The organism is Thioalkalivibrio sp. XN8 (assembly GCF_011058255.1).
Lineage (GTDB): Bacteria > Pseudomonadota > Gammaproteobacteria > Steroidobacterales > XN24 > XN24.
The window spans coordinates 16,345-29,061 of sequence record NZ_JAALFH010000002.1; the positions used below are offsets into that span (position 1 = coordinate 16,345).

Genomic DNA, 12,717 nt, shown 5'->3' on the forward strand with positions numbered 1-12,717 from the left:
CTTACTTCTCCATTCCGAAAAACGGACGCAGCGCCTCCCGCACCTCTTCCATGGTGTCGAAGCGCTTGCTCTTGTCCACCGACATGCAGCGGCTGATCAGTTTCGAGAGCTCGGCCGGGACCGCGGGATTGAGCTCGCGCGCCGGCTTGGCCTTGCCCTGTACGTGCTGGTACATGACCGACATGTGGTCTCCCCGGGTGTACGGCGCAAAGCCCGTGACCATCTCGTAGAGGATGACGCCGAGGCTGTAGATGTCCGCCTTCTCGTCCACCTTCTTGCCCAGGATCTGCTCCGGGGCCATGTATTTCGGCGAGCCTATCACATAGCCGGTGCGGGTGAGCTGCGTGTCCCCGCTGGCCCGGGCCGCGGCCACGCCGAAGTCCACGACCTTCACCAGCTTCGTGTCGTCGATGAGCACGTTGGCAGGCTTGAGGTCGCGGTGCACGACGCCGGCCTGGTGCGCCACGAACATGCCGGTGGCGATGTCCGAGCCATACTGCAGCGCGAGGTCCAGCACCAGCGGTTTCTCCTCTTTCAGCTCGTCCGACAGCGGATGGGACTGGAAGTACTCCATGGAGATGGCGTACAGCCCGCCGAGCGACAGGAAGTCATAGATCCGGATGACGTTCCGGTGGGTGATCTTGCGCGAGTAGCGCAGCTCGTGGATGAAGCGCTTCAGCATCTCCTCGTCCTGGGCCACGCCCGGGTTGAGGAACTTGAGCACCAGCTCCTCGTCCACCACCTGGTCCTCGACCAGCAGCACGGTGCCGAAAGCGCCCTTGCCGATCTGCCGCACGAACTTGTAGCGGCCGTCGATGACGTCGCCCGGCTCGAGCTTGGTGATGTCGAGTGTCTGGCCGTACTGGGCCGCCGCCTTCAGCAGCTCGCGCCAGTCCTTGCCGTCGCCCGGCCCCGGCTCGCCCGCGGCGCTGGCGGCCGCGGCCCCGCCGCCCACGGTGCCCGACAGCGTCCCGGTCGCCGTCCCGGTGCGCTCCTGCAGCCGCTGCACGGCCGCGGCGGCGGCCTCCGCGACGGTCGGGTCCTGCGAGCCGCTTTCGCGTGCCAGCCGGTTGATGATTTCGTCCGCCGCGGCCGGGTCCACCGCCTCGGCGAGAGCCTTCATGGCCTCGACGCGTACTTCCTTGTTCTTGTGATCGAGCAGCCGCTTGAGGTGGGGCACCGCTTCCTTGCCCGCCAGCTTGCCCAGTGCCCGGGCGGCGGCCGGGATCGAGCGGGATTCGCTGCCGAGCATGGCGACCAGCGCCGGCACGGCGCGGGCGTCGCCGATTTCGCCCAGCGCATCCGCCGCGCGTTCGCGCACCCACCAGTCCTTGTCGCGCGTCGCAGCGATGAGGTGCTGGACCGCGCGCTCGTCCTTGGTGCTGTTGAGGATCTCCACCGCCGCGCGGCGCACCGACTCGTCCTCGTCGTTGATCAGCCCGAGCACGGCGTCGATCACGCGCGGCCCGCCGATCCGCGCCAGCGCGTCGGTGGCCCGCGCGCGGACCCACCAGTCGTCGTCGCCCAGCGCGCTGAGCAGGTCCTTGATCGAGTCCTGGTCGCCGATCTCGTTGAGCACTTCCACTGCAGCCCGCCGCGCGAAGTCGGACTCGTCCTTGAGCACCTCGACCAGGTGGCGCAGCGTGTCGGGATGGCGCTTGCGGATGATCACGTCCACGGCGCGGTTCTGGACGCCCAGGTCGGGGTCGCGCAGCAGGCCGCAGAGCAGCTCGATGTTGGCGGTCCCGCTCATGCGCTCGAGCGCCCCGAGCGCGGTCTGGCGGATCAGCTTGTTGTCGCTGCGCAGCTCCCGCTCCAGGGCTTCCTGGACATCCGGCCGGTCGAAGCCGGACAGGATTTCCATGATGTGCGCCTTGGCGCCGACGTCCTTGCCAGTGAGGCGGCTCACCAGTTCCGGTACCAGGCTTTCGTCGGCCGCCGCGGCAATCAGCTTGAACAGCGCGGCCTTCTCGGTCGGCCCGGCCTGGTAGGCCTGGTTGAGCAAGGCGCGTACGTCGAGCCGGGGCTGCTGCGCGGCGAGGATTTCGAGCAATGCCGGTCGCGGCGCATGCTCGTCCGCAAGATGATCGAGGAGCTTGTTCGGGTTGTAGTCGCGGCTGTTGCTCAGCGCCCACACCAGGCCCTTGAGCGCCTTGGCGTTGCTCGACGACATCAGGGCGACGGCCTCGCCGACCGTGGCCGGCGACACCAGCACGCCGAGCACGCGGCACAGCGCCTGCATGCGGGGGCCGTCCGCCGTCTCGAGCTGCGCAACGGTCTTGCGCATGGCGGGCACCCCGATCTTTCGCAGGCGGGCCACGGCCTTGCGGCCGCCGTCGCCTTCCAGGTCGGCGGGTCCCTGGATGCCGGCCAGGATGCGGTCGGCGATCGCGCCGCCGAACAGGCTCACCGCCGGCCTCCCGGGGCGGCGGGGCGAGATCGATGGTGGCTGCGGTCGCGGCGCGACATGGGTGCAAGCGGGTTTGGCTGGGCGTCTCTCAAGTGGTCTTTCCGGCTTCTGCTCCCGGCATTGTACGGTCCCGGCGCCGGTCCTGATGGCATCCTGCCTGCCCCCGGGCCGGGCGTTCGAACCCTGTACAGTACACCGCGCCGGCCCGGCCTCCAAGCGGTGCTGCCGGCGTCCGCGGGGTCGGCTACAATGCGCGCCTCTTTCATCAGTTTAGCGACTCTGCGGGGCTTCAAATGACCCAGGAAACCATTGACCGTGCGCGCAGCCTGCTGGCGGAGCGTGTCGATCCCGTCCTCGAGCAGGACCTGGTCTCGGCCGGCGCCGTCGCCGACCTCAGCCTGGTGGACGGCGAGCTGACGGTCAGCCTGCGCTTCGGCTTTCCGTCGGATCGCTACGCCCGCGAGCTGCAGCGCGAGTTCTCCGGCCTGCTGGGCGAGCTGCCTGGCGTGTCACGGGTGAAGGTCAAGACCGAGTGGGCGGTGGAATCGCGCTCGGTGCAGCCGGGACTGTCGCCGTTCCCCGGCATTCGCAACATCATCGCGGTCGCTTCCGGCAAGGGCGGCGTGGGCAAGTCCACCACGACCGTGAACCTGGCGCTGGCGCTGGTCGCCGAGGGCGCGAAGGTCGGGATCCTGGACGCCGACATCTACGGGCCGAGCCAGCCGCGCATGCTCGGCCTGTCGGGCCGGCGCCCGAGCAGCGAGGACGGCAAGCGCATCAGCCCGGTGGAGTCCTTCGGCGTCAAGTGCATGTCCATCGGCTTCCTCATCGACGAGGACCAGCCGATGATCTGGCGCGGCCCCATGGTGACCCAGGCGCTCCAGCAGCTGCTCGGCGACACCAACTGGGGCGAAATCGACTACCTGATGGTGGACATGCCGCCGGGCACGGGCGACATCCAGCTGACCCTGTCCCAGCGCGTGCCGGTGAGCGGCGCCGTCATCGTCACCACCCCGCAGGACATCGCGCTGCTCGACGCCCGCAAGGGCCTGCGCATGTTCGAGAAGGTCAAGGTGCCGGTGCTGGGCATCGTCGAGAACATGAGCCTGCACATCTGCTCCAACTGCGGCCACCAGGAGCCGATTTTCGGCACCGGCGGCGGCGAGCGCATGGCGGAGCAGTACGGCGTGCCGCTGCTGGGCAACCTGCCGCTGGATATCCACATCCGCGAGGAGGCCGATGCCGGCCAGCCTTCGGTCGTGGCCGATCCGGACGGTCCGGCGGCCGGCGCTTACCTGGATATCGCCCGGCGCATGTGCGCGCGCCTGGCGGCCGGCGGGGCCCTGCCGGGCGCCAAGTTCCCGACCATCAGCTTCGAGGACGACTGATGAGCATCAAGTCCGACCGCTGGATCCGCCGCATGGCGGAGGCGCACGGCATGATCGAGCCTTTCGAGGCGAGCCAGGTGCGGGCGGTCGACGGCCGCAAGGTGGTCAGCTTCGGCACTTCCAGCTACGGCTACGACGTGCGCTGCGCGCCGGACTTCAAGATCTTCACCAACATCAATTCGGCGGTGGTCGACCCCAAGGCCTTCGACGCCTCGAGTTTCGTCGACGTCAGCGCCGACGTGTGCATCATCCCGCCCAACTCTTTCGCCCTCGCGCGCACCGTGGAGTACTTCCGGATCCCGCGCAGCGTGCTGACCATCTGCCTCGGCAAGAGCACTTACGCGCGTTGCGGGATCATCGTCAACGTGACCCCGCTCGAGCCCGAGTGGGAAGGGCACGTCACGCTGGAGTTCTCCAACACCACGCCGCTGCCGGCCAAGATCTATGCCAACGAGGGCGTGGCCCAGATGCTGTTCCTGGAGTCGGACGAAGTCTGCGAGACGTCCTACGCCGACCGCGGCGGCAAGTACCAGGGCCAGCGCGGGGTGACGCTGCCGAAGGCCTGAGGCGTCGGCCTCAGACGACCACCGGCCGCCGCAGCGGGCGGCCGTAGAGCCAGGGGCCGCCGTCCTTCCATTCCAGCCGGCCTTCGGCTACCCAGCGCACGGCCCGCGGGTAGATTTCGTGTTCGCGGGCCTGCACCTTGCGGGCGAGGCTCTCGGGGTCGTCGCCGGGCAGGACCGGCACGCGCGCCTGCAGCACCACCGGGCCGCCGTCGAGCTCCTCGGTGACGTAGTGCACGCTCGTGCCGTGCATGCGGTCGCCGGCCGCCAGCGTCCGCCGGTGCGTATGCAGCCCGCGGTGCAGCGGCAGGAGGGAGGGGTGAATGTTGAGCATCCGTCCTTCCCAGGCGCGAACCAGGCCCGGCTCCAGTACCCGCATGAAGCCGGCCAGCACCACCAGCTCTGCGCCCGCCTCCCGCAGGGCGGCGCCGAGTGCTGCGTTCCAGGCGGCCCGGTCGGCGCTTGCCGCGGGCGCGATCGTCGCCGTGGGGACACCCGCCGCCCGTGCCCGTTCCAACCCGTAGGCGTCGGGCCGGTCGGAGGCGACCAGCCGGAAGTCCACCGGCAGCCGGCCCCGGGCCCGGGCATCGAGCAGCGCCTGCAGGTTGCTGCCGAAGCCCGACACCAGCACCGCGACGGGCAGCGGCGCGCGGGTCATCAGGCGAACACCACCCTGCGCTCACCGCGCTCGATGCGGCCGGCCACCCAGGCCTGCTCGCCCTCGGCTGCCAGCAGCTCGACGGCCCGGTCGGCCTGCGCCGCCGGCACCACCACTGCCATGCCCAGGCCGCAATTGAAGGTGCGGTACATTTCCGCGTCCGCGATCCCGCCTTCCGCCTGCAGCCAGTCGAACACCGCCGGCCGACGCCAGCTGGCGGCGTCGATCACCGCCGCCGTCTCGTCCGGCAGGACGCGCGGCAGGTTCTCCGGCAGGCCGCCGCCGGTGATGTGCGCCAGCGCGCGCACCTCGACCTCGGCCAGCAGCGCCAGCAGCGGCTTGACGTAGATGCGCGTGGGCGCGAGCAGCTGGTCGAACAGCGGGCGCCCTTCCAGTTCCGTGTCCGGCCCCGCGCCGCTGCGCTCCAGCACCTTGCGCGCCAGCGAGTAGCCGTTGGAATGCAGCCCGGAGGAGGCCAGCCCGATGATCGCGTCGCCCGGCGCCACGCGCGTGCCGTCGATGATCCGGTCGTGCTCCACGATCCCGACGCAGAAGCCCGCCAGGTCGTACTCGCCGCCCTGGTAGAAGCCGGGCAGCTCGGCCGTCTCGCCGCCGAGCAACGCGGCGCCGGCCTGGCGGCAGCCTTCGGCGATGCCCGCGATCACGGCGGCGGCGACGTCCACGTCCAGGCGGCCGGTGGCGTAGTAGTCGAGGAAGAACAGCGGCTCGGCGCCCTGCACCACGACGTCGTTGGCGCACATGGCCACCAGGTCGATGCCCACCCCGTCGTGGCGGCCGGTGTCGATCGCCAGTTTCAACTTGGTGCCGACGCCGTCCGTGCCGGCCACCAGCACGGGGCGACGGTAGCCGGCCGGGATCTCGAACAGGCCGCCGAAGCCGCCGATGCCGGAGAGCACGCCGGGCCGCATGGTCGCGCGCACCGCGGGCTTGATGCGCTCGACCAGGGCGTTGCCCGCGTCAATGTCCACGCCGGCGTCCTTGTACGTCAGCGGTGTGCGATCGCTCATGGGGATGACATCCGTATGCGGCCCCGGCCGGGGCGGTGGCGTGTTATTTTATCCGACGCTTCGAGCCGAGGCAGGATACCCCGAAAGTGCGTCGCTTCCATCCCGTCTTTTCGCTTCTCATCCTGGCGCTGGCCCTGGCGGCGATGCTCGCTTGCGGGCCGGCCCGCGCGGACCGGGTCCAGGGCCTGTACGAGGCCGAAGTGCCGATGGTGGACGAGGACCGGGAGGCGGCGTTCGGCGCGGCCCTGGGCGAAGTGCTGGTGCGGATCACCGGGCGGCGCGACATCGCGACGCGCGCAGAGGCCGGGGCGCTGCTGGCCGACGCCGCGGCCTACGCGCAGCAGTTCCGCCAGCCGGCGCCCGACCGCCTGTGGGTGGCGTTCGACGGCGCTGCGCTGGAGAGCGAGCTCGCCCGGCTGGAACTGCCGGTATGGGGCGCGGACCGGCCGGTGACGCTGCTCTGGGTGGCGATGGATGCCGGCGGCGGGCGGCGCTTCGTCGTTGCCTCGGGCGCGGAGCAACCCCTCGAGGCCGAGCTGCGCATCGCGCTGCAGGACGCGGCCCGGCAGCGCGGCATCCCGATCATGTTCCCGCTGATGGACGCCGAGGACCGCGCCCGGGCCTCCTTCGCCGAGGTCTGGGGCGGGTTCGAGGACTCGATCCGGGAGGCGTCCCGGCGCTACGGCGCCGACGCCGTCCTGGTTGGGCGGTTGAGCGCCGCGGACGGGGACTTCGGCCGCTGGACCCTGCTGGAGGACGGCGGCGCGCAACGGTGGACCGGGGGCGCCGCGGAAAGCCTCGGACGGGTGGCGGATCTGTTCGCCGGCCGGTTCGCGGTGGTCTCCTCCGGCGCGTCGCGGCCGGTCCTGGTCGAGGTGGCCGGCCTCGGTTCGGTCGAGGACTATGCCCGGGTGATGCTGTTCCTGGAACAGCTGACCGCCGTGCAGGCACTGTCGCTGGAGCGTCTCGACGGCGATGCCGCGATCTTCCGCCTGGTGCTGCAGGGGAGCACCGAGGCGTTCGCGGAGTCGGTCGCCCTGGGGCGCCTGCTCGAGCGGAACCTGGCCGGGAGCGGCGCCGAGCTCAGCTACCGCGTGGCGCGATGAGAGCCCGCGATATTCCGAACCTGCTCTGCGTGCTGCGCATCCTGCTGACCGTGCCGGTGGGCTGGGGCATCGTCACCGGGCGCTACGAGCTGGCGCTGGTGCTGTTCTTCGTCGCCGGCGCGACTGACGCCGTGGACGGGTTCCTGGCCAAGCGCTTCTCCTGGCAGAGCCGACTCGGCGGCATGCTGGACCCGGCCGCCGACAAGCTGCTGCTGGCAACCGCGTTCATCACGCTCTGGATGGCCGGCTACGTGCCCACCTGGCTGCTGCTGGCCGTGGTGGCCCGGGATCTCGTAATCGTCACCGGCGCCGGGCTCTACCGCTGGCTGATCGGGGCGTTCGAGGCCGAGCCCAGCAAGATCAGCAAGTTGAATTCCCTGCTGCAGCTGTCCTATGTGATCCTGATCCTGGCCAAGCTCGTCTTCGGCTTGCCGACCCCGGCGCTGATCGCGGCGCTCGGCTGGTGCGTGCTCGCCACGACGGTAGTCAGCGGCGTCGACTACGTGATCCGGTGGGGCGCGCGGGCGCGCGCCGTGAAGGCCTGATGCGGCAGTTGCCCCTGCCCGTGCGGCTGCGGGACTTCGCCCTGTTCGAGACCTTCGAGGCGGGGCCCAACGGCGCGGTCGTCGCCCTGCTGGCCGCGCCGGCGCAGGCGGCCCCGGCAGCCTGGGTCTGGGGCCCGCCCGCCAGCGGCAAGAGCCACCTGCTGCAGGCTGCCTGCGCCGCGCATGCCGGCGCCGCCTACCTGCCGGCGGCAGAGCTCTGGCCCGGCGGGCCGACGACCCTGGCCGGCTGGGAAGACCGGTCCCTGGTCTGCCTCGACGACGTCGATCGCCTGCTGGGGCAGCGGGACTGGGAGGTCGCACTGTTCGGCCTGTTCAACGCGCTGTGGGAGCGCGGCGGGTGCCTGGTGGTCAGCGCCACGACGGCGCCCGGCGCGGCCGGGTTCGTGCTGCCGGACCTCGCCTCGCGCCTGGCCTGGGGCGGCGTGTTCCGGCTCGAGCCGCTGGCCGACGACGATCGCGTCGCGGCGCTGCGCAAGCGCGCGCGTCACCGCGGGCTGGAGCTGCCCGAAGACGTGGCGCGTTACCTGCTGCGCCGGCTGCCGCGGGACATGCGCGCCCTGTGCGACTGGCTGGACCGTCTCGACACGGCCTCGCTCGCCGCCGGGCGTCGCCTCACCATGCCTTTCGTGCGCGAGGTCATCGCGGCCGGGCGTCCGGAGCGCCCCGTCGCACCCAGCTGACGGCCGCGCCGAAGGCGAGGGCCACGGCGAAAGCGCCGGCGGTGACCCAGCCGCGCGCCTCGGGGTTGCCGACCGCGCCGACCAGGAAGCCCGCCGCATAGAACGGCAGCAGCAGGCTCAGCCGCTGGGCGGTGCGCGGTTGCGCCCGGGCCAGGCCGATGACTCCGAGCCCGAGCGGGAGCAGCAGGAGCAGGAGCAGCCCCACGCCGGGCCAGCCGCCGTCGCCGGCGACCGGGGCCAGCCAGCCGGCGAGGCAGGCGCCCGTGACTGCCAGGGAGGCGATCGCCACGGCGCGCGCCGGCGCGACACCGCTCAACGGAGCTCTTCCCGCGCGGCGGCCAGGGCTGAGCCCGCCAGGGCCAGCCGGCGGCCGAGGGCCCGCGCCAGGGCCTGCTCCGCCTCGTCCAGCCGGTCGCCGCCCTCCCGGCCCGCGACGTGGCTGGGGCCGTAGGGCGTGCCGCCCCCGCGGGTGTCGGTGAGCGCCTGCAGCGTATAGGGCAGGCCGAGGACCAGCGCGCCGTGATGTAGCAGCGGGATCATCATGCTCAGCAGGGTCGATTCCTGGCCGCCATGCTGGGTGGACGTCGAGGTGAACACGCCGGCCGGCTTGCCGGACACGGCGCCCTCCAGCCACAGCTCGCTGGTGCCGTCGAGGAAGTATTTCAGCGCGGCGGCCATGTTGCCGAAACGCGTCGGGCTGCCCAGCGCCAGCGCGTCGCAGGCCCGCAGGTCGTCGAGGGTGGCGTACGGCGCCCCGTCCGCCGGTACCGGCGGGGCCGCTGTGCGCGTCTCCGGCGCCACCGGCGGCACGGTGCGCAGCACCGCTTCGGCCTCGGGCACCGTGCCGACGCCGCGCGCGATCTGGCGCGCCAGTCCCGCCGTGCTCCCGTTCCGGGAGTAATACAGCACCAGTACCCGGGTCACGGCAGGATCTCCAGCACGGCCTCGGGCGGACGGCCCAGGCGCGCTTTCCGGCCCACGACCACGATCGGCCGCTCGATCAGTTTCGGCTGGCTGGCCATGGCCTCAAGGATCGCATCCTCGCTGGTACCTGGCGCATCCAGCCCGAGCGCCTTGAACTCGGGCTCCTTGCGCCGCACCAGCGCGCTCGCCGGCAGGCCGAGCTTGCGCAGCAGCGCCTTGAGCGTGGCCCGGTCGGGCGGCGTCTTGAGGTACTCGACGACGCGGGGCTTCACGCCGTGCTCCTCGAGCAGCGCCAGGGTTTGCCGCGACTTTGAACAACGAGGATTATGATAGACCGTCACTGCCATGATTTATCTCCAATTTCCCGGGGGTTTCATTGCCTCGTCCGGCTTGACGGGCGAAAGCCCCGACTGCTAGTTTCTGTTTCCTGCCGGTAGCTTGAGAGTGGGTCCCCGATGATTGACGCCCCCGGCGCGAGGCGCAGGCTTGGCCGCGGTGCCACCGTGGTCGCCGCGCTCGTGCTTGCCGCCTGTGCCAGCGCGCCCGTCCAGGAGATGAGCGACGCGCGCCAGGCGATCCACGCCGCCGAGGAAGCGGGCGCGGCCGAGCTGGCGCCCGAGGCCCTCAGCGAGGCGCGGCGCCTGCTCAGCAGCGCCGAGCAGAAACTCCAGTACCGCGCTTATTCCGGGGCGCGCCACGACGCCCGCGAGGCGCGCCGCAGGGCGGCTGACGCGCTCCGCGCCGCCAAGGACAAAGAGGACTGAGGCCGGCGTGACCGTCGCCCGCCGCTGCACCGTCACCGGCCGCGTCCAGGGCGTGTTCTTCCGCGCCAGCACCGCCCGCAAGGCAGCCGAGCTCGGCGTCACCGGCGCGGCGCGCAATCTTCCTGACGGCACGGTCGAAGTGCTGGCCTGCGGCAGCGAGCAGGCCGTGGCCGGCCTGTGCGACTGGCTGCACGAGGGGCCGCCCGCAGCCCGGGTGGACGAGGTGGAGGTCCGGGACGTCCCGGTGCCCGACCCCCTGCCGCGCAACTTCGCCACGGGCTGAGCGGACCGGCCCGGCCGGCGGGGCATCAGTACCGGTACCACTTGCGGCCCAGCCGGTCGAAAACACGGTCCGGGTACCAGCGCTGGCCGCGGCTGCCGTTGTAGCGCGCCAGTGCGGCCCGGCGGTCGCCACGCTCCTTTTCCAGGTAATAGGCCAGGATGCGGCAGCCGTAGAGCAGGTTGGTCTGGATGTCGTGCAGGTTGTCGTCGGGACGGCCGATCTCGTTGCGCCAGAACGGCATCACCTGCATCAGCCCGAGCGCGCCCGCGTGGGAGATGGCATAGCGGTCGAAATTGCTCTCGACGTCGATGACGGCCAGCACCAGCTCCGGCGGCAGCTCGAACATGGTGGCGTAGCGATGCACCAGCCGCAGGATGAGCATGCGCTCCTGCTCGTCCGGTACCTGGCGCGCCAGCCGCCTCGACATGTCCGTCAGCCAGACCTCGGCGTCGAAGCGATCGGCGAAACTGTCGGCTTCCTCGACGGCGGCACGCAGTGCCTCGCGCAGCTCGGGGTCCACCGGCGCCGTCGCACGGTCCGCCGCGGCGGGCAGCGCCAGGCAGAACAGCAGCGCCGCGAGCAGGTTCCTCATCGCTGGTGCCGGTCGATCCCCTGGCGCACGCGCTCGAGCAGCGCCGCCGCGGCGCCTTCCAGCGGCAGTGCCTCGTTGTCCTCGGCCCGGCGCGAGCGGTATTCCAGCGCGCCTGCCGCCAGCCCGCGCTCGCCTACGACCACGCGGTGGGGAATGCCGAGCAGCTCGATGTCGGCGAATTTCACGCCCGGGCGCACGTCCCGGTCGTCGAGCAGGACCTCGACGCCGGCTTCGAGCAGCGCTTGGTACAGCGGTTCGACCGCGGTCCGCACCGCCTCGCTCTTTTGCGGGTTCATGGGTACCAGCGCGACCTGGAAGGGCGCGATGGTCTCCGGCCAGACAATGCCGCGGTCGTCGAAGTGCTGTTCGATGGCGGCGGCCACCAGGCGCGTCACGCCGATGCCGTAGCAGCCCATGAACATCGGTTGCTCGCGACCCTCGGCGTCGAGCACCAGCGCGCCCATCGATTCGCTGTACTTGCGGCCGAGCTGGAACACGTGGCCCACCTCGATGCCGCGGGCGATTGCCAGCGTGCCCTGGCCGTCCGGGCTCGGATCGCCGGCGAGGACGTTGCGGATGTCGGCTGCCGCGGGCTCCGGCAGGTCGCGGCCCCAGTTGACCCCGACCAGGTGCGCGTCGGCCTCGTTGGCGCCGCAGGCGAAGTCGGCTGCGGCCAGCGCGGCGTGGTCGGCGTACACCTGGATGCCGAGGCCGACCGGACCGACGAAGCCCGGCTCGCAGCCGGCCGCCGCCTGCACCTGCTCCGCGGTGGCCATGCGCAACGGCGCCGCCACTCCGGGGAGCTTTTCCGCCTTCACCGCATTGAGTTCGTGGTCGCCGCGGATGACCAGCGCCACGGCGCCGCCGTCCTCGCCCTGCACGATCAGGGTCTTCAGGCACTGCGCCGCCGGCAGTTCCAGGAAGGCGGTCAGCTCCGCGATGGTACGTACGCCGGGCGTGGCGACGCGCTCCAGCGTGCGGTCGGCGGCCGGGCGGGGCGCGGTCGGCGGGAGCGCGGGAGCGAGTTCGACGTTGGCGGCGTAGTCCGAGCCGGTCGAGAAGGCGATGGCGTCCTCGCCGGACTCCGCCAGCACGTGGAACTCGTGCGACAGGTTGCCGCCGATGCTGCCGGTGTCGGCTTCCACCGCGCGGTAGGCCAGGCCGAGCCGGTCGCACACCCGCCCGTAGGCTGCGTACATTCTCTCGTAGGTGCGCGCGAGACAGGCCTCGTCGAGATGGAAGGAGTAGGCGTCCTTCATGATGAACTCGCGCGAGCGCATCACGCCGAAGCGCGGGCGGATCTCGTCGCGGAACTTGGACTGGACCTGGTACCAGTTCACCGGCAGCTGCTTGTAGCTCTTGAGCTCGCGGCGGGCGAGATCGGTGATCACTTCCTCGTGGGTCGGCCCGAGGCAGAAGTCGCGCTGGTGGCGATCCCGGAGCCGCAACAGCTCGGGACCGAACTGGTCCCAGCGACCCGATTCCCGCCACAGCTCCGCCGGCTGCACCATGGGCATCAGCAGCTCCTGGGCGCCGGCGCGGTCCATCTCCTCGCGCACGATCGCCTCGACCTTGCGCAGCACGCGGACGCCCAGCGGGAGCCAGGTGTAGAGTCCGGCAGCGAGCTGGCGAATCAGCCCCGCGCGCAGCATCAGCTGGTGGCTGACGATTTCCGCGCCGGCCGGGACTTCCTTTAGAGTGTTGAGGGGGAACTCGGAGAGGCGCATGGAGATGCCTTTGCTGATGGGTTCGGCA

At 71.4% G+C, this 12,717-nt stretch carries 15 protein-coding genes; 7 read left to right on the forward strand and 8 right to left on the reverse strand.

Features of this window, described 5'->3' with window-relative positions:
- Position 1: 1 nt before the first annotated feature.
- On the reverse strand, positions 2–2,410 hold the full coding sequence (locus tag G6N75_RS00115; protein ID WP_165346038.1) for a HEAT repeat domain-containing protein: 2,409 nt from the start codon (positions 2,408–2,410) through the stop codon (positions 2–4).
- A gap of 293 nt (positions 2,411–2,703) precedes the next feature.
- Between G6N75_RS00115 and apbC the strand changes: the two genes are divergently transcribed.
- Both apbC and dcd read left to right on the forward strand, forming a co-directional pair.
- A complete protein-coding gene (gene apbC / locus G6N75_RS00120; protein ID WP_165346039.1) occupies positions 2,704–3,798 on the forward strand; it encodes an iron-sulfur cluster carrier protein ApbC in 1,095 nt (364 codons plus the stop codon).
- A complete protein-coding gene (dcd, locus tag G6N75_RS00125) occupies positions 3,798–4,364 on the forward strand; it encodes a dCTP deaminase (protein ID WP_165346040.1) in 567 nt (188 codons plus the stop codon). The genes apbC and dcd overlap by 1 nt, the downstream gene beginning before the upstream one ends.
- Before the next feature lie 10 nt (positions 4,365–4,374).
- Here dcd and purN read toward each other — a convergent pair whose 3' ends face one another.
- Together purN and purM are read right to left on the reverse strand one after the other, a co-directional pair.
- A complete protein-coding gene (purN, locus tag G6N75_RS00130; protein WP_165346041.1) occupies positions 4,375–5,019 on the reverse strand; it encodes a phosphoribosylglycinamide formyltransferase in 645 nt (214 codons plus the stop codon).
- Positions 5,019–6,047, reverse strand: coding sequence for a phosphoribosylformylglycinamidine cyclo-ligase (gene purM, locus G6N75_RS00135; protein WP_165346042.1), 1,029 nt, complete (start codon positions 6,045–6,047; stop codon positions 5,019–5,021). Before purM ends, purN begins: the two co-directional genes overlap by 1 nt.
- An 86-nt stretch (positions 6,048–6,133) precedes the next feature.
- Between purM and G6N75_RS00140 the strand changes: the two genes are divergently transcribed.
- The 3 genes from G6N75_RS00140 to hda are packed head-to-tail and all read left to right on the forward strand — an operon-like array spanning position 6,134 to position 8,399.
- On the forward strand, positions 6,134–7,153 hold the full coding sequence (locus G6N75_RS00140; RefSeq protein WP_165346043.1) for a DUF2066 domain-containing protein: 1,020 nt from the start codon (positions 6,134–6,136) through the stop codon (positions 7,151–7,153).
- Positions 7,150–7,698 (forward strand): CDP-alcohol phosphatidyltransferase family protein, encoded by a 549-nt coding sequence (locus G6N75_RS00145; RefSeq protein ID WP_165346044.1) that lies wholly within the window; start codon positions 7,150–7,152, stop codon positions 7,696–7,698. Before G6N75_RS00140 ends, G6N75_RS00145 begins: the two co-directional genes overlap by 4 nt.
- On the forward strand, positions 7,698–8,399 hold the full coding sequence (hda, locus tag G6N75_RS00150; RefSeq protein ID WP_165346045.1) for a DnaA regulatory inactivator Hda: 702 nt from the start codon (positions 7,698–7,700) through the stop codon (positions 8,397–8,399). Before G6N75_RS00145 ends, hda begins: the two co-directional genes overlap by 1 nt.
- On the opposite strand, the gene G6N75_RS00155 is transcribed toward hda, so the two are convergent.
- Genes G6N75_RS00155 through arsC form a run of 3 tightly spaced genes read right to left on the reverse strand, consistent with a single transcriptional unit; the run spans position 8,356 to position 9,670 of the window.
- Positions 8,356–8,715, reverse strand: a complete 360-nt coding sequence (locus G6N75_RS00155) for a DUF2069 domain-containing protein (protein WP_165346046.1) — start codon at positions 8,713–8,715, stop codon at positions 8,356–8,358. The two genes, hda and G6N75_RS00155, sit on opposite strands and share 44 nt — an antisense overlap.
- Positions 8,712–9,323 carry an NAD(P)H:quinone oxidoreductase gene (gene wrbA, locus G6N75_RS00160; protein WP_165346047.1) on the reverse strand — a complete coding sequence of 204 codons (612 nt, stop codon included), beginning with the start codon at positions 9,321–9,323 and terminating at the stop codon, positions 8,712–8,714. The genes G6N75_RS00155 and wrbA overlap by 4 nt, the downstream gene beginning before the upstream one ends.
- Positions 9,320–9,670: an arsenate reductase (glutaredoxin) gene (gene arsC, locus G6N75_RS00165; RefSeq protein WP_165346048.1), complete on the reverse strand. Its 351-nt coding sequence runs from the start codon at positions 9,668–9,670 to the stop codon at positions 9,320–9,322. The genes wrbA and arsC overlap by 4 nt, the downstream gene beginning before the upstream one ends.
- A 108-nt stretch (positions 9,671–9,778) precedes the next feature.
- Here arsC and G6N75_RS00170 point away from each other — a divergent pair, with 108 nt between their 5' ends.
- Positions 9,779–10,087 carry a DUF4398 domain-containing protein gene (locus tag G6N75_RS00170; protein WP_165346049.1) on the forward strand — a complete coding sequence of 103 codons (309 nt, stop codon included), beginning with the start codon at positions 9,779–9,781 and terminating at the stop codon, positions 10,085–10,087.
- Positions 10,088–10,094: 7 nt separating this feature from the next.
- The gene (locus G6N75_RS00175; RefSeq protein ID WP_165346050.1) at positions 10,095–10,370 is read left to right on the forward strand and encodes an acylphosphatase; all 276 of its coding nucleotides are present in this window, start codon (positions 10,095–10,097) and stop codon (positions 10,368–10,370) included.
- Between the two features lie 25 nt (positions 10,371–10,395).
- Here G6N75_RS00175 and G6N75_RS00180 read toward each other — a convergent pair whose 3' ends face one another.
- The gene (locus G6N75_RS00180; protein ID WP_165346051.1) at positions 10,396–10,962 is read right to left on the reverse strand and encodes a lytic transglycosylase domain-containing protein; all 567 of its coding nucleotides are present in this window, start codon (positions 10,960–10,962) and stop codon (positions 10,396–10,398) included.
- A complete protein-coding gene (locus tag G6N75_RS00185; RefSeq protein WP_165346052.1) occupies positions 10,959–12,689 on the reverse strand; it encodes a proline--tRNA ligase in 1,731 nt (576 codons plus the stop codon). The genes G6N75_RS00180 and G6N75_RS00185 overlap by 4 nt, the downstream gene beginning before the upstream one ends.
- Between the last annotated feature and the right edge of the window lie 28 nt (positions 12,690–12,717).